This is a genomic window from Amycolatopsis sp. lyj-23 (genome assembly GCF_046549135.1).
In the GTDB taxonomy this organism is placed as follows: domain Bacteria; phylum Actinomycetota; class Actinomycetes; order Mycobacteriales; family Pseudonocardiaceae; genus Amycolatopsis.
Genome location: NZ_JAJPWN010000017.1, coordinates 62,194 through 84,882, shown reverse-complemented (window position 1 = coordinate 84,882; position 22,689 = coordinate 62,194). Strand labels below are relative to the sequence as shown.

At 70.5% G+C, this 22,689-nt stretch carries 17 protein-coding genes; 12 read left to right on the top strand and 5 right to left on the bottom strand.

Annotated features, from left to right (window positions below; all coding sequences use genetic code 11):
- Positions 1-20 precede the first annotated feature (20 nt).
- On the top strand, positions 21-287 hold the full coding sequence (locus ACLJPY_RS36160; protein WP_410595492.1) for a hypothetical protein: 267 nt from the start codon (positions 21-23) through the stop codon (positions 285-287).
- A gap of 155 nt (positions 288-442) precedes the next feature.
- Here the strand turns inward: ACLJPY_RS36160 and ACLJPY_RS36155 are convergent, their stop codons facing one another.
- The 4 genes from ACLJPY_RS36155 to ACLJPY_RS36140 all read right to left on the bottom strand — a co-directional run bounded on the left by ACLJPY_RS36155 (position 443) and on the right by ACLJPY_RS36140 (position 7,553).
- Entirely contained in the window at positions 443-4,804 is a 4,362-nt protein-coding gene (locus ACLJPY_RS36155) for an SNF2-related protein (protein ID WP_410595491.1), read from the bottom strand.
- A gap of 743 nt (positions 4,805-5,547) precedes the next feature.
- Positions 5,548-5,757 carry a DddA-like double-stranded DNA deaminase toxin gene (locus ACLJPY_RS36150; RefSeq protein WP_410595490.1) on the bottom strand — a complete coding sequence of 70 codons (210 nt, stop codon included), beginning with the start codon at positions 5,755-5,757 and terminating at the stop codon, positions 5,548-5,550.
- Between the two features lie 102 nt (positions 5,758-5,859).
- On the bottom strand, positions 5,860-5,949 hold the full coding sequence (locus ACLJPY_RS36145) for a hypothetical protein (RefSeq protein ID WP_410595649.1): 90 nt from the start codon (positions 5,947-5,949) through the stop codon (positions 5,860-5,862).
- 275 nt (positions 5,950-6,224) lie between these two features.
- Positions 6,225-7,553 carry a helix-turn-helix domain-containing protein gene (locus tag ACLJPY_RS36140; protein WP_410595489.1) on the bottom strand — a complete coding sequence of 443 codons (1,329 nt, stop codon included), beginning with the start codon at positions 7,551-7,553 and terminating at the stop codon, positions 6,225-6,227.
- Positions 7,554-7,743: 190 nt separating this feature from the next.
- Here ACLJPY_RS36140 and ACLJPY_RS36135 point away from each other — a divergent pair, with 190 nt between their 5' ends.
- The 5 genes from ACLJPY_RS36135 to ACLJPY_RS36115 all read left to right on the top strand — a co-directional run bounded on the left by ACLJPY_RS36135 (position 7,744) and on the right by ACLJPY_RS36115 (position 14,870).
- Complete coding sequence (locus tag ACLJPY_RS36135; protein WP_410595488.1) at positions 7,744-8,337, top strand: dTDP-4-dehydrorhamnose 3,5-epimerase family protein; 594 nt, start codon at positions 7,744-7,746, stop codon at positions 8,335-8,337.
- A gap of 43 nt (positions 8,338-8,380) precedes the next feature.
- Positions 8,381-9,358 (top strand): dTDP-glucose 4,6-dehydratase, encoded by a 978-nt coding sequence (locus tag ACLJPY_RS36130; protein ID WP_410595487.1) that lies wholly within the window; start codon positions 8,381-8,383, stop codon positions 9,356-9,358.
- The gene (locus ACLJPY_RS36125) at positions 9,355-10,542 is read left to right on the top strand and encodes a DegT/DnrJ/EryC1/StrS family aminotransferase (RefSeq protein WP_410595486.1); all 1,188 of its coding nucleotides are present in this window, start codon (positions 9,355-9,357) and stop codon (positions 10,540-10,542) included. The genes ACLJPY_RS36130 and ACLJPY_RS36125 overlap by 4 nt, the downstream gene beginning before the upstream one ends.
- A complete protein-coding gene (locus ACLJPY_RS36120; RefSeq protein ID WP_410595485.1) occupies positions 10,539-11,186 on the top strand; it encodes a formyltransferase family protein in 648 nt (215 codons plus the stop codon). Before ACLJPY_RS36125 ends, ACLJPY_RS36120 begins: the two co-directional genes overlap by 4 nt.
- Positions 11,187-11,876: 690 nt before the next feature.
- Positions 11,877-14,870: a Tn3 family transposase gene (locus ACLJPY_RS36115; protein WP_410595484.1), complete on the top strand. Its 2,994-nt coding sequence runs from the start codon at positions 11,877-11,879 to the stop codon at positions 14,868-14,870.
- Between the two features lie 122 nt (positions 14,871-14,992).
- Here ACLJPY_RS36115 and ACLJPY_RS36110 read toward each other — a convergent pair whose 3' ends face one another.
- Positions 14,993-16,216 carry a thioesterase domain-containing protein gene (locus ACLJPY_RS36110; protein WP_410595483.1) on the bottom strand — a complete coding sequence of 408 codons (1,224 nt, stop codon included), beginning with the start codon at positions 16,214-16,216 and terminating at the stop codon, positions 14,993-14,995.
- A 429-nt stretch (positions 16,217-16,645) separates the two neighbouring features.
- Here ACLJPY_RS36110 and ACLJPY_RS36105 point away from each other — a divergent pair, with 429 nt between their 5' ends.
- The 6 genes from ACLJPY_RS36105 to ACLJPY_RS36080 are packed head-to-tail and all read left to right on the top strand — an operon-like array spanning position 16,646 to position 22,676.
- On the top strand, positions 16,646-18,190 hold the full coding sequence (locus ACLJPY_RS36105; protein ID WP_410595648.1) for a Mu transposase C-terminal domain-containing protein: 1,545 nt from the start codon (positions 16,646-16,648) through the stop codon (positions 18,188-18,190).
- Entirely contained in the window at positions 18,187-18,972 is a 786-nt protein-coding gene (locus ACLJPY_RS36100) for an AAA family ATPase (RefSeq protein WP_410595482.1), read from the top strand. The genes ACLJPY_RS36105 and ACLJPY_RS36100 overlap by 4 nt, the downstream gene beginning before the upstream one ends.
- Positions 18,969-20,636: a hypothetical protein gene (locus tag ACLJPY_RS36095; protein ID WP_410595481.1), complete on the top strand. Its 1,668-nt coding sequence runs from the start codon at positions 18,969-18,971 to the stop codon at positions 20,634-20,636. The genes ACLJPY_RS36100 and ACLJPY_RS36095 overlap by 4 nt, the downstream gene beginning before the upstream one ends.
- The gene (locus ACLJPY_RS36090; RefSeq protein WP_410595480.1) at positions 20,633-21,484 is read left to right on the top strand and encodes a hypothetical protein; all 852 of its coding nucleotides are present in this window, start codon (positions 20,633-20,635) and stop codon (positions 21,482-21,484) included. The genes ACLJPY_RS36095 and ACLJPY_RS36090 overlap by 4 nt, the downstream gene beginning before the upstream one ends.
- Complete coding sequence (locus tag ACLJPY_RS36085) at positions 21,484-22,437, top strand: NYN domain-containing protein (protein WP_410595479.1); 954 nt, start codon at positions 21,484-21,486, stop codon at positions 22,435-22,437. The genes ACLJPY_RS36090 and ACLJPY_RS36085 overlap by 1 nt, the downstream gene beginning before the upstream one ends.
- Positions 22,434-22,676 carry a hypothetical protein gene (locus ACLJPY_RS36080; RefSeq protein WP_410595478.1) on the top strand — a complete coding sequence of 81 codons (243 nt, stop codon included), beginning with the start codon at positions 22,434-22,436 and terminating at the stop codon, positions 22,674-22,676. The genes ACLJPY_RS36085 and ACLJPY_RS36080 overlap by 4 nt, the downstream gene beginning before the upstream one ends.
- Positions 22,677-22,689 lie beyond the last annotated feature (13 nt).

Sequence of the window (22,689 nt, the reverse complement as noted above, 5' to 3'; positions counted from 1 at the left end):
CCCAGCGTTTGCGCGGTGATGTGATTCCGTTCCACTATGAGCGCGTCCTCAGACACGGTGTGGCGCTGGTGGATTGCGTCGACCGCAGCATTCATCACGCCGGTCTCGGGATCATGCGCGCGGTGGGCGGTGTGAACGCCTTCGAGCCCGGCGAACGTGTACGCCACCCGCAGTCGACTGAACGCGGCGCTGCTCAGACCGGCTCGATCAGCAGCGGCCCCGGCAGCACCGGCATCGCATTCGGTCTCCTGCACCAATCGGACCAGGTCGACGACGTCGTCGTGTAGCTCAGCGCCGCGCCCTCGCAGCAGGGCCGCGGCACATGCAGCAGCATCGGCTGCGATCGCTGTCAGGATCCGAGGCCGCAGGATACCGGCGGGTGTGTCGGGCAGTTCGCGGTTTGTGAAGGGGACGTGGCTGCTGGCGGGAGTTGCGGTGGCGTTCATAAGGTCCTGAGTTTGACGAGGTGGATGAGTTCGGCGGCGCTGAGTTTGGTGAAGTCGAACTCGCCGCCCGGCAGATACAGGGCGCTGCGGGCCCGTTTGGTGGCGAGCAGCGCTGCGATCCGATCCTCGATGCTGTTGCGGGTCACCAAGTAGTGGACATGGACGGTCCGGGTTTGGCCGATCCGGTGAGCCCGGTCGGTGGCTTGTGCTTCGACGGCGGGATTCCAGTGCCGCTCGAAGTGAATCACGTGGTTCGCGCGGCTGAGGTCCAGGCCGACGCCAGCGGTGGTGACGGTCGCGACCAGGATCTGGGTGTCACCGGAGGTGAAAGCCTCGATGCGGCCCTCGCGATCGGTCTCGCTGACCTCTCCGATGTAGAGGCTGCTGGTGTATCCCAGCTTCGTGAGGAAATATTGGACCATCTGAGCGGTGTAGACGTAATGGGTGAACACCAGGGCGCGTTCGTCGATCCCGCGCAGACGTTCGACCAGCCAACGCAGAACGGTCAGCTTCGGGGTGTCGCGCTCCAGGTCGCGGGCGTCCAGGTTCAGCTCTGCCAGGGGTAGTTCGTCGTACTGAGCTGGACTGTTGGTGATCTTGCGTTGGTCGTGGATGACTTTCTTGGCGAGCTGGCTGACGGCTGTGCTGTTCGGATTGCGGGCGACTTGTTCGACGTCGTCGGTGGTCAGTGCCTCCAACATACCTCGCTGCCGATCCGAGAGGTGGACCACGTGCGTGGTCTCGTGCTTGGCCGGCAGGTTCAAGCCCAGTGCGGGATCGTCTTTGAGCCTGCGCAACATGAAGGGGCGCAAAATCCGTTGGATCCGCTCACGCGCCTGAGCTTCCTGCTGGTCGTTGTCGGCGTCGGTGATGGGGCGGACGAACTGGGCGTTGAACTCGGCGGGTGTGCCGAACAACCCTGGGTTGCACCAGTCCAGAATCGTGCGGAGCTCGCTGGCTTGGTTCTCAAAGGGCGTTCCGGTCAGGGCCACGCGCATGACGGACGGCAGAGCCCGGATCCAGCGGGCCGCTCCGGTGGCGCCGTTCTTGGTCCGCTGGGCCTCGTCGGCGACTACCAGTCCCCACTGGACGCTGCTGAGTTCGTCGATACTGGTTTGCAAGGTGGCGTAGGTGGTGACCACGACGGTGTCCGCGGTCAGCCCGACCAGCGAGCGGTCCTTTTTCCAGAACCTGGTGACCGGTATCCCGGCGAACCGGGACACCTCCCGCTCCCACTGGCTGATCAGCTTGCCGCTGGGGCAGAGCACCAGCGTAGGCAGGTCCGCGCCGGCGCGCCGGCGCGACCGGTGCAGCGCCAGTGCGGACACGGTCTTGCCGAGGCCCATGTCATCGGCCAGGAGGCAACCGAACCCGGCCTGACTCATCCGGATCATCCAAGCCACGGCCCGGGATTGGTGCGGCTTGAGGGTTATCGAGCATTCCGCGTCGACCTGCCGGATCGCGTCGGCGTAGTCGGTGGAGCGCAGGTCGGCGAGGAGCGCCGCGAGTCCGTCGGCGGGCTTGCACGCGTAGACGCGCCCGTTGATCCGCACCCAGCCCTCGAGCACGCCGAGCATGGCCTGTGCCCGGGGAATGTGGCTCACCTTGGGCTGGCGCAGGCATTCCCGGGTCTTGTCGTCGATCATGACCCAGCGGTTCTTCTGCATGATCCACGGAAGTTCCGCCCGGCGGAGCCGGTCCAGCTCGGCCGGGCCGAGGATCCGGCCGTCGGCGGTGATTCGCCAGCGTCGGTCGAACAGCTCTCCTAAGCCGAGCCGTCCGGTCAGCGGCCCGACTGGCATTGCAGGCTCGATGATGGCTTCGACGGCGAGCGCGTCGGCCCATTCCTTATCCCAGGTCACCTCGATCCCAAGATCGATCAAGGTGTCCGCGGCGCTGCCGCGCAGGGCTGCGGCGTCCTCGGCGCTGAGCCAGCAACGTGCCGGATACGGGTCCATCCCGAGTGCTTCCAGCGACGGCAGCATCCGCCCGGCCAGCCGCAGACGTTTGCGCACGTGCTCGCGCAGCTCCGGTCCACGGGGGAAGCCCGTTGGGATCGCGCCGTCCCACCAGACCTCGTCGGCGTCGACGGCGGTGTCGGCGCTCCCGGGGATCCGGCACAGCTGCAGGGTCACCTCCAGCACGCTGGTGTCCGGCTGGGGCGGTTTGACGGTCAGCTGCAGCGACGGTTCCGCGGCACCGGGCTCGCCGGGGCCGTCGGCGTCGTCAATCCAGCGCTGCAGGGTGGTGATGCGGTCCGCGTCGTGAAGGTAGGCGGAGCCGGTGAACGGGACCGGTCCGTGCAAGTGGCGGCGCCCCGACGAGCTCACCAGGTAATCGGCGATCACGTCGATCATCCCTCGAACCGCCCGGACCAGATCGATCGATTCCGGCACGTTCTCGCCGTCTACCCAGTTGCCGAGCAGGTACGGCGAGTCCTGCAGTTCCGTGGCGAGCTGGGTCACGCGCTCCAGCTGGCCGGGATGGAGCGCCCCGACACGCCAGGCGGGATAGCGGACCCCACGGCGGCCGGTGTCGGCCAGCACGGGCGTGATCCCGTTTTGCGTAACCGCCTCGAGCGCCAGCCGGATGACGCGCGCCCACACCCGCGTGGACGCGTGCCACCCGTTGTGTTCGGGCGCGGTCAGCAGCGCGATGGCGTCGGCAACGCCGATGCGCCCGCACCTGAAGGTGAAGGTCTCGCCGTGCTGGCCGACCAGGATGCGCCGCACCGTCGTTGCCGGCGCGGCCTGGACGCGGTCCCACAACGCGCACAGCAATCCCGCCTGGTCGAACGGGACGGTCGTGTCGAAGACGACGTAGGCCCCGTCCTCCAGCTCCGACTTCAGAGTGTCGCGGTCAAACTCGGCCGGCCTCGCCCTGGTCGTCAGGTCCGCCCGGTGCCCCGCCTGCCGGACATCGGAAGGACGCTCAAGCGCGGCCGACGGCTCGGGCTCCGGTTGGGGCGCCATCGCGGGTTTCGGGGACGGAGCAGACGGGACCGAGGTGGCCGGGCCAACAGCTGAGGTCGGGGCGACTGCGGCGTCGGCCTCCGCAGCCGATTCGTCACGGGCGGCTGGGGCAAGCGTAGCAGTCTGCGGGGCGGTCGCGGTCCGTGCGCGCTCGTTGAGGGCGAGGATCAGCGCGAGCGCCGCTGTCTGGCGAGCCTGTTTCGGGTTGCAGCCCTCCCCCATCGCACGAACCGTAGTTCCCTGGTGCAGGCAACTCACCGATGTCTGGGGCGTTCCCGTGTCGGCCTTTCCGTCCCGCCAGTGCACCGAGCTGATCCATCGCCGCGACTTGGCGATTCCCAGGACCGAGGCCGCGGTTTCATTCCCGGTCACCGCGAGCCATTCGCCGCCGCTTCGCGCGGTGTCCAACCACTCCGCGGGCGGTTGCAGACCGGCGAGGTCGCACACCGCAGCCAGACGCACGGCATGACGGGCGGCTCGCCCAGGCGCGAGGTATGGCCCGAAGGTGCGTATCCGCCCGTCGACCGTGAGGCTGAAGGACGCCCACCTCTCTCCCGTCGGGGCGCGGCCGTCGTCGTACTGGCCGGTCGGCACACCGGTCAGCGCGGCGTACTGGTTGAGCACATACGGCAGCATCACCGGGATCTCATTGGCCGCGCGCACGCCCTCACGCCGAACGTCATCCCACGCCGCCGAGCGCGCTTTGAACAACACCACAGCGAGCTGCTTGTCGTCCAGCAGGCCGGCGCGGGCCCGCTGCAGCGTGTGTTCTATCAAGAGTGGATCAGGCTCGGGGTGCTCGGTGGAGTCGGTCAGCGTGGCGAGGAACGCCGATGGGCTCATCGACGCCCAGCGACGCGAAGGGGCCGCGCCGCCGGGCACGGACTCAGGCTTGACCGAGGGCAAAATCTCCTCCCCGCCGTCGGCTTCTTCGCCGATCGACGCGAGTCCACCGCCGATCAGCTGGTTCAGTAGGCTCAGGCTCGCCGCGTGGCGGACCGCTGCCTTCGACGGCGCCGTGCACGTCTCACCGCAGATCTGGCTGTCCTCGAGTTCGAGAACCGCTCGCGCCCGAAACGCGAGGCCACCTCGAACAGTGACCGGTTCAGGTGTGATTTCCGGCAACGGCAACCCGGTCATCTGGGAATGAACAGACAGGACACTGACGGCAAGATACGGCCGAGCGCGCACATACTCCAGAACACGCTGGCGAATCCCCTCACCGTCCGTCCCCGGCATGCGGACCAACAGGAGGGCACGGATGTCCTTCGGCGTCAGGTCCCGACTTTCCAGCTTGCGGACGACCTCGCTCAGCCCCTGTGCCCCGACGCGGCCACCGACCATCGACCGGCGCAACCACCAGGGAACCTCATGGGCCATCGTCATCCCCACCATGATTGAGCCCGCAGCCAATCAAAGCCGCGGACAGGTAATCGAACGTGCCATCGCACAAAACATGCGGGAGGGTAGCAGCAGGAAACCAAACTAGCGCATTCACGATGCTCCATTGCGGGTCGCCCATTCGGCTGACAATTCTCCCCCTACGGGCGCGCAGCCGAGGACGCCAGACTGCCACACCGCGAACATACCGCCGCGTTTTCCCTGCCAAGCTGCAGTACCGACCTGCCGCAGTCGTGAACTGGGGGCCGGGCCACGTGCCGTCGATCGCCAACCAGAACCGCCCGAACGAGTGCACCGGGTGCGGGTAATCAGCAGGGAGCAGACAGCTCAACGACCCCGGAGAACCCCAGCGTGCTCATCCCGCGGCCTGCCCCGAACGACGGAGCCAGCGATCAGCTCAGGTTTCGCAGGTCAAACGCGACAGGAGAGGGCTCACAACCGACAAGACCTGCTCGCCAGCACCTGCGATGACCTAACTCGAGCCCCCGTCGTTCAGCTTCTCAGCGACCAGCCTGTACCCCGCTGCCGCTTCCCATCGGCGAGGTTCCAACATAACGCGGCGTCTCTGAGGGTTCACTACACTCACCCGTCCGGTCTTGCCGTCGCCCCGTAGCTCCTGGATGGAACAGGAACCCTTCGGCTTCCATTCGAGCTTCGCACCCTGCCGTTGCCAGCAACGCACGCCGAAAGCGGGGACGGATTCAAACGGACACAGAATCCGGACCATGTCACCGACAAAGCCGACCTCCAACTCGACATAACCACTTCACGCATGCGACTTCGTGTCGCACACAGGGCCGGTGGTTGATTACTACCGTGACCTGGGATAACCCGGCTTGCCGCATGTGCACCGCCAACTTCGTCTCTACGTGGGAGCCGATATCGCCGGTGGCGTTGGTCAGCGTCGGCGTCGCGCCGACAAGGTCATCGATCTGCATGACCGCTCAGCAGCCACCTCCGACAGAAACCGGCCGCCGGCGGGCTTCGCCGATGAGTTCACCCGGTCGTGTCCGCCGCTACCGCACCGTTACGCCGGAGCCTCAGCGGTCGATCGTCGCGGCGAACCTGGCGGCGTCCCCGCCCACGCCGCAGCCCAGACAGTGGAAGGTGCCGTGCGCCAGCCGAACGATGAACGCTGGCGTCGGCGACCCTCAGAACGGGCAGTCCCCGCGCAGCCGGTCGCCGGCGTGCGGCGCCAGCGCCACGTGCAAGCCGACGACCGTGTGCTGGCCGTCGGACATCCGGTGAAGATACTCACGTGGCGAGTGCTGAACCTGCAAGCCCGCACACGCCGGCGGGCTCGCAGGCAGGCTACGCCGCGCCGGCGGGACCCCGCCACGGCGGCGATTGGTCGATGCCTCACCGGGGTCAACCGGGGACCTCGGCGTAGCCGAAGGCTTTGCGGTCAGGCCAGTACGTGGACCCGGGCGGCAAGATCGCGGATTCCCGGCACAGCTGCTCGATTCTGGTCCAGCAGCGCATCGATGATGGTGCGGACGGCTGCCCGCGTGTTTACCTCGCCTGGCGCGCGGCGTTCGGCGGCCAGCAACGTGCTGTACGCCGGTCCGGGTTGACCGAGCTGCAGCTGGACCGCGGCCAAGTCGACCAAGTAGCGCCCCTCCCGCTCGACGTCAGGGAACCGCACCCCCCAGGCTGTACGCGCGTGCTGCAGCGCAGCCCCCGGCTCACCCAGCAGCTGCTCCACCGAGACGCGATGGCTCAGCAGGTTTGCCCGGGCCCGGGCAGCCTCGGCGCCGTCGAGGCGGTTCGCGGTCGCCGCGGCCTCCGTCAGCAGGTCTCGGGCTCGGGCGCCGTCACCCGCTCGGGCTGCGGAGTATCCGCCGGTGCACAGCAGGCTGGCGTGCAGCAGGAGATGGCGCGGGTCCCGGCCATCGAGCGTCAGTCGCTCCGCTGCCTGGACAACGAGGGTGCCGGCCCGGTCGTGGTCACCGGCGCGGCGGCACACCCCTGAAAGCATGCGCTCCGCTTCGGCCAGAATGAGCGGCTGACCTGCTGCTTCCGCGGCCCGCACGGCGCGATCGGCGCTGATCCACTCCAGCCCCGCCGGGCGAAGCTTGACCAACGCGCGGGTGACCAGGGTGTATGCCTGGGCCGTGGCTCCGGCATCCTGGACAGCCTCCGCGGTCCGGACCAGCGCCGGAAGCTGATTGGCGAGCGCCAGAAAGTCGGACTTGCCGAACGATGCGCGTGCAGCCGCGAGCGCGCGGGTCAGCCCGGCCGTCGGCAGGCCCGAACCGTTGGAGGCGCGTGCGCCGATGAGGACGTCGGATAGCTGGGCGGTGAGCACGACGGCCGGATCCGGCAGTGCCGCGGACGTCGCCGTCGCGGCCTCCGCGGCCAAGGCGCCGGTAACAGCGGCACCGACGGCCACGCCACCGGCCTTCAAAAAGCTGCGTCGGCGCACGTCGTCCTCCTCCAGGGCGGGCTTGCTGCCCACCCTAGAAGAGCCCGGGTCGATACGCCCGGTCGCCACGCCCTCGTGGCCCTCCAGTCCGAACGCTGATTCAGGAAGCTGTAGGGCCTCAGCCAGCCGCCGCAGCGTCACCACGTTCTCCATCCGGCGGCGGCGCGCCTCCATTCTCGAAATCACGCTCGGGTGAAACCTGAGGCGCCGGGCGAGCTCGGTCTGGCTCCACTCGGCTCGCTGTCGGGCGTGCTGAAGGACTGCGGGGTAGTCGCGGCGCGCGATCGCGTCGAGCAGGGCCGAGGACATGGCTGGGAGCATCAGGCGCCCTCCCACCGCCGGAAACGAGGACTAACCCAGGGTAGCGGGTCTGTGACCCAATCAAGGGTACTGTGCCGGTTCGGCACAACCGTGCCGAGGTGGCACAGAACCCCCTCACCTGCCTCTTCATTCCTAGATTCGAGTTGTCGCGAGGACACCGATTCGGGGAGGAAACGGAATGGAATCCCGCATCGAGCCGCTACCGATTCCCGGAGCGTGGAAGGTCACTCCCGCAGCCTTCGTCGACGACCGTGGAAGCCTGCACGAGCCGTTCCACGGCAGGCACTTCGCGGCGGCGACCGGCATCGATCTGGCGGTGCAGCAGGCGACCTGCTCGGTCTCACACCACGGCGTGCTGCGCGGCATCCGTGTGACAGCGGAAACCGGTCCGGCGAAGTACGTCACCTGCACCGCTGGCGCAGTGCTCGACGTCGTTGTCGACGTACGGGTCGGCTCCCCGACCTTCGGCCGCTGGCACGCCGAGCGCCTCGACCACGAGAACCGGACAGCGCTCTACCTCGCACCCGGACTAGGACACGCCTTCCTGGCCCTCTCCGACACCGCGACGCTGCTGTACCTGCTGTCCCGTCCACATCAGGACACCTGCGAACGCACCGTCAACGCCCTCGACCCTGACCTCGTGATCACCTGGCCCCCTGCCATCATCCCGCGGAGATCGGCACGCGACGCCGCCGCGCCGGGGCTGTTCGAAGCCCACCAGGCCCGCACCCTGCCCAGCTACGCCGCCTGCTCCGCCCGGCACCGCGGCTAACCCCGCCCGCTTCTCGTCGTCCGATTCCACCGAAAGGATCACGATGCACACCGTTTTCGTCACCGGCGGCGCCGGATTCATCGGCTCGCACCTGGTCGACCTGCTCATCACCTGCGACGATATCGCGCAGGTCACCGTCCTGGACGCGCTGACCTACGCCGGCGACCGCCGCAACCTCACCGATGCCGAATCCTCGGGCAAGGTCCGCCTCATCCACGGCGACATCCGCGACCACGACACCGTCTCCGCCGTGCTGCCCGGCCACGACTGGGTCGTGCACCTGGCCGCCGAATCCCACGTCGACCGCTCCCTGATCGACGTCGGACAGTCGGTCCGCACGAACGTCATGGGCACCCAGGCGCTGCTGGACGTGGCGATGCGCGCCGGCGTGGCCAAGGTGGTCCACGTGTCCACCGACGAAGTCTACGGTCCCCTGTCGACCGGCGCCGCCGCCGAGACCGCGCCGCTGCGGCCCACGGTGCCGTACGCAGCGAGCAAAGCCTGCAGCGACCTGCTCGCCAGCTCCTACTTCGTCTCCTGCGGTGTCCCGGTGTGCATCACCCGCAGCTCGAACAACTACGGACCGCGCCAGCACCCCGAGAAGCTGATCCCGCGTTTCCTCGGGCTGCTGCTGTCCGGCCAGCAGGTGACCGTCCACGGCTGCGGGCGGCACATCCGCAACTGGCTGCACGTCGAGGACAACTGCCGGGCCATCGAGCACGTGCTGCGCGCCGGCGTGCCGGGCGAGACCTACAACATCGGCGGCGGCACCGACCTGACCACCATCGAGCTGACCGAGCTCCTGCTCGAAGCCACCGGCCGCGGCGCCGACGCGATCACCTACGTCCAGGACCGCCCCGCCAACGACATCCGCTACAGCATGGCCTGGGACAAGATCGCCGCCCTCGGCTTCACACCCACCTACGAGCTGGACCCCGGACTCGCCGACACCATCGCCTGGTACCGGCGACACCCGGAACGGCTCGCCGCGACCGCCGAACTCGATGGGGTGTCCGCGTGAGCACCGTAACCAGCCCCAGCGGGCCGGCCGCCAACGCCCGCCCGTTCCTGCACGGCCCCGAACTAGCTGCGATCGGCCGCGCCTTACAGGCCGGGCAGTACGGGCACGGACCGGAGACCGACGCCTTCGAACTCGAACTCGCCGCCTACCTCGGTGTCGACGACGTCGTCACGGTCGCCACCGGCACCGCGGCCCTGCACCTGGCGCTCCTGGCCGCCGACGTCGGGCCGGCCGACGAGGTCATCGTGCCGTCGCTGACCTTCTGCGCCTGCATCCAGGCGATCCTCGCCACCGGCGCCCGCCCCCGGTTCGTCGAGGTCGATCCCCGCACCCTGTGCGTGACCGCCGAGCACATCCGGGCCGCGCTCACCTCGGCGACCCGCGCCGTCATGCCGGTGCTCTACGGCGGTCGCGCCGTCGACCTCAGCCCCATCCGCGACCAGCTCGCCGACCGCGAGATCGCCGTCGTCGAGGACGCCGCGCACGCCTTCGGCTCTGTCAACGGCGACCGCTTCGTCGGCGCCACCGATGACCTGACCTGCTTCAGCTTCGACGCCATCAAAGCCCTCACCTGCGGCGACGGCGGCGCCATCGTCCCCCGCGACCCGGCCGAAGCCGGCCGGCTGCGCCGGGCCCGGTTGCTGGGCATGACCGCCGTGTGGGAGGAGCGGGTCCGCACCGTCTCCTACCAGGTCAGCGTCCCGGGTTTTCGGTATCACCTCTCGACGCTGCACGCCGCGATCGGACGCGTTCAGCTCACCAACTTCGACAAGGTCGCGGCCCGTCGCAAGCACCTCTGGCGCCGCTACGCAGCCGCCACGATCGACATCCCGGACGTTGTCGTGGTCGACCTCGACGTAGCCAACACCGTGCCGTTCAACTGTGTCGTGCGCATCGCCGCGAGGGTGCGCGACGCCGTGCACGCCCGCCTGCACGCCGCGGGTATTCAGGCAGGGGTGCACTACCCGCCCAACCATTTGCAGCCGGGCTTCGCCCGCTGGTCCTGCGCGCTGCCCGCGACCGAGGCCGTCGCCGCCGAGATCCTCAGCCTGCCCTTCCACCCCGACCTCACCGAGGACGACGTCGCCCTCGTCACCGCAGAGCTCACCGCCGCTGTCGCCGCCGAGACCGCTGCGTGTGACACAGCCGCCGTGCTGACCGGGTTGCCGGAGGTGCGACGGTGACGCGGCGCGTTGCCGTGCTGGGGAAGGGCACGCTCGCCGTGCACACCTGCGAGACCATCGCGGCCATGCCGGACCTCGTGCTCGACACCGTTGTCCCGACCACGCCGGAGCCGAGCTGGGACATCAGCCTCACCGACACCGTCGTCACCCGATGGCCCGAGGTCCGCATCGTTGAGTCCGGCGACTGGCGCGACCTCGAACCAGGACTGTGCGACCTCGTCCTCAGCGTCCTCTACGACAAGATCATCGGCCCCGGGCTGATCGACGCCACTCCACTGATCGTCAACTGCCATCCCGGCCGGCTGCCGCACTACCGCGGGGTCCGGCCCGTCAACTGGGCCCTCCGCAACAGCGACAACTTGGCCGGGATCACCCTCCACGTCATCGACACGGGCGTCGACTCCGGACCGATCCTTGCCGAGGCGTTGTTCTCCATCTGGCCCGACATCGACGATGTCCGCGACGTCTGGTGGCGGGCCATCGCCCACGGCCGCCAGCTCATCACCGACACACTCCCCCGCCTGGACCACATCACGCCTCGACCGCAGGACCCGCAGCTCGCGACGACCCACTACAGCCGCGACAACCATAAACTCGGCGACCGAACCGAGTGGACACGAGCCCTATCCGATCGTCCCGCCTAACAGCTCACATGAGTCCTGTGGCCGCCAACCCAGCGTAGGGTCAGCGGCCACAGGACCGGGCGAAGCCAGAACGACATCACTGTCCTGGATCAGCCGGCGACGAATGCTCCGTGCGCCTGGACGCGACAAGGCGTCACCGACGCGCGGTACTAGGCCGAGACCGACCGCCGCCGTACCGGGTCGGCGACATGATCGACCTGGCACAGCAATGCGAGGGGCCGCCGGTTAGGCCATTCGGCTGAAGATCGTGCTATGTAGTGAAAAGTGCGGGAGGTGAGGTTGAGTTTTTTTGAAGCTCGCTGCCGTCAAAGCGGCCAATAGTGCAACCAAAACCGTGCTGACCACCTGGAAAAGGTTGGGCATCTCGTGGAAGCCAGCAGCTGCCGCGGCAATCGCGACCAACGCCGCCACGATCGAGGGCGCGAGGCGTCGCGTAACCACCTCACGGGGAACCGGTCGTCTGCCCACAACACTCATTCTGCCACGTGTTGTCTTACGGGGGTCGGCGTAGCATTCGCGGAATTTCGGGCGGATATACCCCTGACCTGCGAGAACTCGACTGCCGGAACGGCCTCGCGGCGCCGTAGCCTGCTTCGGGAGATGACGACGTCGACAGCGGGCACCGTGATCGCGAGCGGCCCGCCTCTGCTCCAGTAGCCTGCTGATCTTCCCTGGGGCTGGAGGTTGCGGTTGGCCACGCGGGTGTTCGCCGACGAGGAGCTGGAACGCCTTCGGGAGTTCCCCGAGATCGGACGGGACGAGCTGTTCCGGCACTTCACCCTCACCAGCGCCGACCGCGCCTTCGTCGATCCCGGCCGAGGCCGCGGCGCCGCCGACCGGCTCGGGCTGGCGATGACGCTGTGCACCCTGCCGTGGCTGGGTTTCGTCCCGGACTCCATGACCACCGCGCCGCCCATCGCAGTCGCCCGACTGGCCGAGCAACTCGACCTTGCCCCCGCCGCGCTCAAGCTCTACGGCCGCCGGGCGAAGACCCGCACCGACCACCTGCGCCTGGTCGCGGCTTATCTGGGGTGGCGGCCGCCGGGCTCGACGGAGCTCAAAGAGCTCGACGAGTTCCTGCTGGCACGGGCGATGGAGCACGACTCGCCGTCCCTGCTGTTCCGGCTGGCGTGCGAGTACCTGGTCTCGGCGAAGGTGATCCGGCCCGGGCCGGTCATCGTCGTCGAACGCGTCGCGCACGCCCGTGAGCAAGCGCAGCGGGAGACCTACCAGCGGCTGGCCCCCGAGCTGACCGACGTCCGCTGCACGGGACTGGACGCACTGCTGGAGGTCGACCCGCAGATCGGGATGACCCGGTTGCGGTGGATCGCGACCGGCCCGGTGGAGGCCTCGCCGGCCGGGGTCCGCGCCGAGGTCGACAAGCTGGAACACCTGCGCAGCCTGGGCGCGCACACCCTGGACTTATCGGTGCTGCCGGCCGAGCGGCGCCGGTTCCTGGCCACCGTCGGCCGCCGGCTGACCGGGCAGGCACTGGCCCGCCGCGAGCTCGAGCGCCGCTATCCGAGCCTGCTCACGCTGCTGGCCCAGTCGGCCACCGACGTGCTCGACGAGGTGGTGCAACTGTTCGACCAGGCCGTCTCGGCGCGGGAGAGCAAGGCCGCGCGGCGGCTGCGCGACGAGCTCGCCGAGCGCGGCAAGTCCGGCGAGGACCGCCAGGCCCTGCTCGACGATCTGCTGGCCATCGTCTCCGACCCGCAGATCAGCGACGAGCAGGTCGGCGGCCTGATTCGCGGGCAGCGGATCGGGTGGACCCGGATCCGGGCAGCGCTGGCCCAGGCCATGCCCCGACTGCCCCGAGACCACGGGCATCTCGCCGCGCTGGACGGCTCCTACGGCTATCTGCGGCAGTTCACCCCGCACGTGCTCGCCGCCGTCGACTTCGCCGGCGGCACCGCCGCGGCCGACCTGCTCGCGGCGGTGGACATCCTGCGTGCCCTGAACGCCACCGGGGCCCGTCGGGTTCCCGCCGACGCGCCGGACGGGTTCGTGCCCGCGCGCTGGCGCGGCTACCTGGAGACCGCCCGCAAATCGGGAAACTCCAGCGCCTACCGGCACTACTGGGAGCTCTGCGTGCTGCTGTGCCTGCGCGACGGGCTGCGCAGCGGCGACGTGCACGTGCCCGGCTCGCGCCGCTACGCCGACCCGGCCGCCTACCTGCTCACCCCGGATAAGTGGTCGTTGCAGCGCACCGAGTTCTGCCAGCTGGTCGGCAAACCCACCGACCCGGACCGGGCGCTGGCCGGCGTCCGGCAGGAACTCGATGACGCGCTGGGCGGCCTGGAGGAGGTCGTGACCGCCGGCGACGGACCGGTGCGCCTGGACGCCGACGGCGAGCTGGTGATCTCGCCGCTGACCGCCGAGGACATCCCGGCCGAGGCCACCGCCCTGAAGGCCGAGCTCACGACCATGCTGCCCTTCGCCCCGATGATCTCGCTGCTGATCGAGCTGGACCAGCGCACCGGCTACCTGGACTGCTTCACCCACGCCGGCGGCAAGCAGGCCCGCAGCCCCGAGTTGAAGCGCAACCTGCTGGCGGTGCTGCTTGCGCACTCCACCAACCTCGGCCTGACGAGGATGGCCGACGCCTGCGGGATCTCCTACGACACTCTGGCCTGGACATCCGAGTGGTACGTGCGGGAGGAGACGCTGCGGGCGGCGAACCTGGCGATCACCGGCTACCACCAGGGCCTGCCGCTCACGCGCGTGTTCGGCGCCGGCACCCTGTCCTCCTCCGACGGCCAGCGGTTCCCGACCCGGGGCAAGTCGGTGACCGCCCGCGCGATGTCCCGGTACTTCGCGCACGAGGGCCTGTCGACCTATACCCACGTCACCGACCAGCACACCACCTACGGCACCAAGGTCATCGTGGCCACCAAACGCGAGGCCCACTACGTTCTTGACGAGATCCTCGGCAACGCCACCGACGCCCCGATCTCCGAGCACGCCACGGACACCCACGGCGTCAGCCTGGTCAACTTCGGGCTGTTCGACTTGCTCGGCATGCAGCTGTCGCCGCGGATCCGGGACCTGGGCAAGATCACCTTGTACCGGGCGGGCCCGCGTGCGGAGGTGGAGAAGTCCTTCCCGCACACCGGACCGCTGCTGACCCGCCGGCTCAACACCGACCTGATCGCCGAGCACTGGGACGACCTGCTCCGGTTGGCCGGGTCGCTGACGTTCGGCCACGCCACCGCGTCCCTGCTGGTCGGCAAGCTCTCGGCGTCGGGCCGGCAGAACGCGCTGGCCGCCGCGCTCAAGGAGTACGGCGCCCTGCGCCGGACCGTCTACGCGGCCCGCTACCTCGCCGACCAGGTCTACCGGCGCAAGATCTCCCGGCAGCTGAACAAGGGCGAGTCGCTGCACGCGCTGCGCCGCGACTTGCTCTACGCCCACGAGGGCATGATCCGGGCCCGGCACCTGGAGACCCAGGCCGAGCAGGCGTGGTGCCTGACGCTGGTGACCAACGCGGTGATCACCTGGACCACCGAGTACTACGGCCTGGCCGTCGAGCAGATGCGCGCGGCCGGCCGGCAGGTCGACGACGAGGTCCTGGCGCACATCTGCCCGGCGCACAGCGAGAACATCAACTTCTTCGGCGCGATCGAGGTCGACGTCGAGGGCGAACTCGCCCAGCTCGGGCCCACCGGCTACCGGCCGCTGTGAGTCCCGCGACACCCTCTTCTGACCCGGCCGGCCCGCGCGGTGCCGTCGAGGCCGGTGGTGGATCGGAGGATGGGCGTTCCGGTTCGCGGGAGAGCCCGCGAACCGGAACGGGTGGAAGACCTCTACGGGAGTTGGTCGAGGAACCAGGTGGACAGTTCTTCGGTGATCAGGGTGTGGGTGTCGTTCTGCGAGGCGAGTTTGATGGCGTGGAAGGGCGTCTCCTCCAGGTCCTGCTCGCTGATCGGGGTGTACAGGTCGTCGTGGGTGGCCGGTTCGCGCAGGGCGATGGCGCTGACGGTCGGGACGAAGCAGTGCTCGCGGACCGGGTTGTCGACGACGAAGGGCGGGATCTCGTTGAGCGTGTCGGCGAGGATGCCGAAGCCGTGCAGGGTGCCGCCGGGCGCGCCGTCGATGTCGGGCAGCCCGCCGGTGCGGACCTCGCGGGTGGGCGCGGTGACCACCCGGAGCTTGGCCACGAGCTGGTCCTCGCCTTCGGCCTGGGTGTACAGCTCGGTGCCGGTCACCGCCAGGCCCTTGCCGGTGAGGGCCTTCACGCCGGGCGCGACGCCGTTGCCCTGGCCGTCGCCGGTGCCGTTGGCCAGGGCGATCAGCCGGAGCGCCCGGTCCCGTGGCCAGTTGCCGACCTCCTCCAGCGCCCGCAGGAACGCCAGGCGCTCCTGGCTGGTGGCGGGCTTGTCCTCCCAGCCCTCGACGTGCTGCCAGAGCAGCTCCCGGGAGGCGGGGCTGTTGATCTGGTCGGAGAAGCGCGGGTCGAGCTTGCGGGTGTAGTGCGCGAACGCCTGGAGGGCGATCGGGATCCAGGCTCCGGTGTGCGGGCTGTCCCAGGAGAAGTAGAGCTGCGCCTCGTGCTCGATGCCCTCGGACTCCAGCTTGGCCAGGGCGTAGCGGGTGACCAGGCCGCCCATGCTGAACCCGCCCACGGCCAGCGGGTGGTCGCCGAGCCGGCGAGCGATCGCCTCGGCGACCGCGGCGATCACCATCTCGGCGTTCTGCAGGATCGACGCGCTGCGCTCGTGGTAGCCGACCAGCACGACGTCACGGCCCCGCCGGCGCAGCTCGCTCAGCAGCGGGAACGGGCCGTGCTCCAGGTGCTCCCAGGTGAAGGAGAGGTCGCTGGGGCCGACGCTGAAGCCGTCCGCCAGCAGCACCGGGCGGGTCAGCCCGCTATTGCCCTCGCCGTGGTAGACCCACGCGGTGCCGTAGGGCAGCTCCCACACGTCGGAGGGCGGCGGCGGGACACGGTCGGTCGTGCGCGGACCGGGTGCCAGCACGACCGGTGGGGCGACCCGGAGAATGTCGGCGGCGTGCTCTTCGGTGATGCTCATGGACTTCCCTTCCCGAGGATGCCGGACGCCACCATTCTCACGCATCGCATCACTGCGGATACGGAAAGTCACACCATCCGGGCACGGGGAACCGGCCGCCGACCCTGCCGGCGTGTTCAACAAACGATCGTCTGGCGAAGGCGAACTGTGAGGCGACATCAGGATGTCAGCAGCCAGACGACATCTGAGTGTCAGTGAGCGAGCTGGCGCGCTGGCAACGTTCGTGCTGCTCATGACGGATTAGCTTGCCAGGTGGCACCGACAGATTTGACGACGTGCTGTCACTCGATGCGGTGACGCCGGACCGGCTCGGCGGTGTTGCGGTGTTGGATCTTCAGCGAGGACGTCGGGCCCGCGCGCGGGCGTGGGGCGGGGAGGTTCGCGCTGGTGGCCATCGACGCGGCGGGGCGCGCGTTGCGCGAGGCCGCGGTGCGTCGGCTGGCGTTGCTGGATTCCCGGGGCGAGCTGACCAGCGGGCATGTCCGCCTGACCGCGACGGCGGTCGGGGTGTCGGAACGAACGGTGTGGCGGTGGGTCAACCACGCGCGTGCGCAGGTGAAACCGGCGGAGCGGGCCAAGTTCGAGATCGACGACCGGTTGCGGGTGCGGCTGGCGTATCACCGGGGCAACGCGGCGGCGCTGCACCGCGAGCTGGTGGCCGAGCGGCCCGCGGGCGGCCCGGCGGTGCCGACCTTGAAGACGGTGCAGCGGGCGATCCGCCGCGACCTGAGCGCGGGTGAGCGGGCGGGGCTGCGCCGCGGCGAGCGGGAGCGGCGGAAGTTCGACGTGTTCTTGCAGCGCCCGATCTCCTACCGCAACGCCGCGTGGGAGACCGACCACGTGGAGGCCCCGGTCGAGGTCGAGGTGGGCGGGCGGCTGGTGAAGCCGTGGGTGACGTGGTTCGTCGACGCCTGCCACAACGCGATCGCCGGGACGGCGGTGACGCCGGGTACGCCCTCGAGGGAGAGCATCCTGGCCGCGCTGCGGGCGGCGATCCTGCGGACCGAGCCCTACGGCCCGGTCGGCGGGCTGCCCGCGCTGGTGCGGATCGACCAGGGCAAGGACTTCCTGTCCCGCACGGTGTCCGAGGCGCTGGGGGCGTTCGCGGTGCGGGTGGTGCCGCTGCCGGGCTACACCCCGCACCTGAAAGGCACCGTGGAGACGGTCAACGGCGCGGCGGAGCGGATGTTGTTCGCCGGGCTGCCCCGCTACACCCACGCTCAGACCCTGGCCTCGGGGGCGGTGGCCGATCCGGACGCGCCGGCGCTGACGTTCGAGGCGTTCACCGCCGAGGTGCTGGCCTGGGTGACGTGGTGGAACACCGAGCACCCGATGGACGAGCTTGACGGGCTGGCCCCGACCGCGTCGTGGCTGGCCGACCCGTCGCCGGTGGAAGACGTCGACGCGGACGCGTTGTGGATGTTCACGCTGGAAGACGACCGCAAGACCCGCAAGATCACCGGCCGGGGCGTAGCGCGCGGCCGCGGGCGGCACTACGTCGCGGAGTGGATGGTCGGGAAGGTCGGCACCGCGGTGCGGCTGCGCTACATGCCGCACCACGAGCACGAGGTCGAGGTGTTCGACGCCGCCACCGGCGCCCACCTGGGCTCGGCGACGCTGGCCGATCAGGCGAGCCCGGAGCAGATCGCGGCGCTGCGGCGCACCCGCGCGGCCAAGGCCCGGCAGCTGCGCGCGGACCTGTCGGCGGCGGAGAAGTCCCGCCGCGGCCGGTATGCCGCGGCGACCACCCCGGCGCCGGCGCGGCGGCTGGACGCGGTCACCGCGGCCGAGGCGGGCGCCGAGCTGGCCGAGCACGGCCTGGAGGAGCTGGCGCGGCTGGCCCGCCCGGACCTGCTGCCGCCGTCCCCGCCGCCGGCGGGCTGGGTCCTGCCGGTCGACCTGGACCGGATCACCGAGACCAGCACCAGCACCGGAAGCGCCGGCGCCGCGAGCGGCGGGAAGGAGCCGGCGTGACCGGAGCGCGCAACCCCGGCCTGGAGATCCCCGATGACCGCGCCGACCACTACCTCGGCCTGCCTGGGGCGCACATCGTGGCCACCGACGCGCTGCTGACGGTGCGCGACAACCTCGCCGACGTGCTGGCGGCGAAGGCGATGATGTGCGTGCATGGCGACGCCGGGCTCGGGAAGACGTTGTCGGTCAACGCGTCGCTGCGCGAGCTCGCGGACGGGATGGTGTGCCGGGTGCAGTTCCGGGCCCGCCCGACTCCGCGCGACATCCGCCACGAGCTGTTCCGCGCGTTGCAGATCGGCGGGGAGCCGCCGAGTAAGCCGATCGAGTTCGACGCGGTGCTCAAAGACGTTCTGGGCGGGCGGTTCCGGGTGCTGGTGTGCGATGAGGCGCAGTGGCTCTCGCGGGAGTGTTTCGAGTACTGGCGCCACCTCTGGGACGACCGAGCGACCGACATCGCGATCGTGTTCGTCGGCGGCGGGGACTGCTACCAGGTGCTGCGCCGGGAGCCGATGCTCTCGTCGCGGGTGTACGTGTGGCAGGAGTTCTGCCGGATGCCGCGCGAGCAGGTGCTGCGGGTGATCCCGGCCTACCACCAGATCTGGGCGGGCACCGACCCGGAGGTGATCGGCTTCGCCGACGCCCACGCCGGGCACGGCAACTTCCGCGCCTGGGCGAAGATCACCGCGCACGCCGCCCGCGCGCTGACTCGTCTGGACCGCGCGGCGGTGGATCACGAGGTGCTGGGCTGGGTGTTCTCCAAGCTGTCCGGGCGGGCCGGATGACCCCGCCGCCACGGGTGGCCGCGCCGGTCGGCCCGGTCGCCGAGCTGGCCGCCGCCGCGCTGGCCGCCACCCGCGGGTTCGACGACTGGGAGGACGAGGTCCGCGCGGACGCGCCGGCGCCGGTGGCGGTGCTGGCCGATCCCGGCGACGACGTCGCGGTCACCAAGGCGCTGCTGGACTGGCACTGCCCGGCCGCGGGCCGGGTCACCGTGCATCCGACCCCGTTCTCGGCGGCGCCGAACACGCTGGCCCACGACGTGCTCGCCGCGCTGGGCCGGCCGGTGACCCGGCTGTCGGCCGAGCAGATCAGCGGCGCGATCCCGGCCTGGCAGGCCGTCGCCGCCTGGGTGGGCGCGGAGGAGATCACGCAGGTCGTGGTGCTGCGCGCGCACACCCTCTCCGCCGCCGGATGGGCGCGGCTGCTCGAGCTGCGCGAGCGCACCGGGATTGCTTTGGTGATGGTCTGGCACGCGCCCGCACTGCACGCGCCGTGGGGCGAGCACCTGGCCGGGGTGCCCTACCGCGAGACCGACGACGTCGGCGAGATCTGTGCGGTCACCGCTCCCGCCCCGCTGCCACCCGGTCAAGACGACGACCTCGTCGACGGCGGTGACGGAGAACCCGGTGACCGGCTCGGCGGTGAGGACGGCCGCGCACCGGACGCGCCGAGCTGGGATCTGCCGCCGCTGCCTGGCGGGGACGTCGCCAGCTTCCGCGCCGAGGCGTTCCGGCAGCTGCCGATCCAGCAGTTTCTCCAGGTCGACGCTGCCTACCAGCGCGGGATGGCCGCGGCGTGCCGCTGGCTGTCCGGGCACCCTGAGCAGAACCGGGTGCTGCACGAGATGGGCGAGCTGGACCACTACCTGCGGCGGCTGTTCCCCGACTCGGTCGCCGCCGACCCGGCGGCGGCCGGGGCGGCGCTGCTGGAGTCGCGCTACCCCGAGCACGAACTGCGCACCCTGGCCGCCGGGCTGCTGTGCGTCGGGCGGGGCCGCGACGCACACAAGTTCCCCAGCCGCTTCGCCGACGAGGTCGGGTTGCAGGTGTTCCTCGGCGGCCTGGTCGCCGGCGCGATGTCGCGCCGCTACGCGATCGCCCTCCTGCGCGGCGCCCAGGCCGGGGCGATGCTGCACGGGCTGCTGCTCGCGCTGCCTTCGACCCTGACCCGCCGCGGCGGGCCCGGCCTGGGCGCCGTGCCGTTCGGGTACGAGTCCGCTGATCGCATCCGCGCCCGGATCGCCAGCCCGGTCCACGCCGCCGCGCTGGCCACCGCCCTGTTCACCGGCTGCCACCCGACCGACCTGGCGGCCCAGGTCACGATCGAGGCGCTGGCCGAGGACGCCGGGCTGTTCGCGGTGCCCGGCCCCGGCGGGCGCGACGGCATCCGCACCGCGGTGTTCGTCGTGCCTGACCCGGCCCGGCCGCTGCTGGCCGCGGCCCGGACTTTCCTGCGGCTGCGCGGCACCCCGCCGCACCGCAAGCTGCTCTATCCGGGCATCGGCAAGGACGGCGAGATCCTGACCGCCAGCGCCGAGGCCGCCGGGCTCCCGCTGCCGGTCAGCGACGAGGGGCTGAGCCAGTGCTGGACGGCCGCCACGACGGCCTGGTGGATCGGCACCCACCTGCACCACCCCGGTAGCACGCCCGGAGGTGGGCACCGGTGAGCGTGCGCAGCGACCGGGTGCCGGTGCGGGCCGGGCTGAACATGCCGCTGATCCGCCACCGCCTGGCCGCGCTGGGACTGGTCGACGGGCAGCTGCGCGCGGTGATCGGCACCGACCTTTACGAGCTGGGCCGCGACCCCGACGCCCGCTCGGTCAGCCTGACCATGCTGGTGCGGCTCGCTCGGCTGCTCGACCTCGCCCTCGACGACCTCGTTGTCACCGACGACCCGCACGTCCACCCCGGAGTCCCGGACGCGGTCGGCGATCCGGCCGAGCTGGGGGACGATTCGCTGCTGCTGGGGCTGATCGCCACCTTCAACAGCCTGCACGTCCTGCGCGTGCTCGGGCTGCTGCGCTGGAGCCGGCCGCGGCTGGACGCCGCGCTGGCCGTGATCGGCGAGCAGCTGGCGCCCACGGCGCTGCGCGTGGTGGTCACCGACGAGCGGCTAACGCTGATGCTGCGTCCGCAGGTGATCCCCGAGCTGGTCCGCACCCAGTTCGAGCACGAGCACCGCGCCGACTACCCGCTGGACCCCCAGACCGCGGTCGCGGTGCTGGAGCTGGTGCGGGAGAAGATCCTGCATCCGTTCCCCGAGAATCCCGAGCAGGCGCCGCACAACCGGCCGAAGTCCTTCAACGCCGCCTACCTGGTCGGCGCCCGCCTCGCCGTGCCCACCGGCGCCCCGGCCGCCGAGAACACCGACGACGAGGACAGCGAGTACGGCGGCGTTGCCGGCGTCGAGATCCACCCGGATGTCCTGTTCGCCTTGGGCCTGGCCGACACACCGGCCGAGAACCTCCCCGCCCCTGATCCCCGATCGGTCGTCGCCCCGTGGAAAGAGACCTGATGACCAGCGACAACACCAGCACCGCGCCCGGCGGCCCCGTGGAGTCCGAGGCGGTGCGGATGGTTCGCGCCGCCGAGGCCGCCCATGCCCGCTACAACCCGTACGTGCCGGAGATCCGGGCCCGCGGCGAGCAGGTCGCCCTGCTGGTCGACTTCGAGAACCTCGTGCTCGGCGCGGTCGCGAGCCTGCCCGGCCGGGCCGAGCCGGTCCCGGCGGACGCGCTGACCTGGCTGTGCCGCGCCTACGGCTCGACCACGATCCGCCGCGCCTACGCCGACTGGGCCGACCCGCGATTCGGCCGCTACCAGCCCGCGCTCGAGCGCAACGGGATCGACCTGGTGCAGCTCGGGCACGGCCCGGCCCGCAAGAACGGCGCCGACATCCGGATGGCCGTCGACGCGATGGAAACCCTGCTGGTCCACCCCGGGGTCGACGCGTTCGTGCTGGTCTCCGGGGATTCGGACTTCTCCCCGCTGGTGGCGAAGCTGCGCGAGCACGGCAAGCACGTCATCGGGGTCGGCGCGGAGACCGCGGCCAGCGCCCGGCTGGTGTCGGTGTGTTCGGAATACAAGCTGTTCGGCTCGATCGTCGCCCGGCTCGACCCGCCGCCCGAGACCGGCCGCAAGACCGGCCCGGCCAGGACCGCGGCGCCGGCCGCTGCGCCCGAGCACCGGCTGGTTGATGCCGAGGCGCTGCTGGTCACGGCGATGGAGCAGATCACCGCGGCCACCCCGACGGCCTCGCAGGTGAAGTCGAAGATGGTCGCCCTGGACCCGGCGTTCGACACCCTCAATTACGGCTGCCGCAGCTTCCGCGACTTTCTCGCCCAGCTCGCCCACCGGGTGCGGACTGTCGGCCGCTCCGGCAACGACATCACCCTCGCCCTCATCGACCCGGCCGGCGCCCCGCCGGCCAGCGGGACGGCCCTGATCGCGGAAGGCGCCCCGGCGTGAGCGACGTCGACGAGGACTGGGTGTACCACGGCTACGAGCCCGAGAACGGGCCGCGCCAGATCGAGGTGGAGACCCCGGAGCGCGGGCCCACGGAGCGGGCGTCGGCGACGGTGCTGCGCCAGCTGCGCCCGCAGATCAGCACCATCGAGGGCCACACCTTCGGCTGGGGCTACAACGGCAACGGCACCAGCGTCGCCGCCGCGGCAATCCTCACCGACGTCCTCGACCTGGCCCCGTGACCTGTGGTGGGGA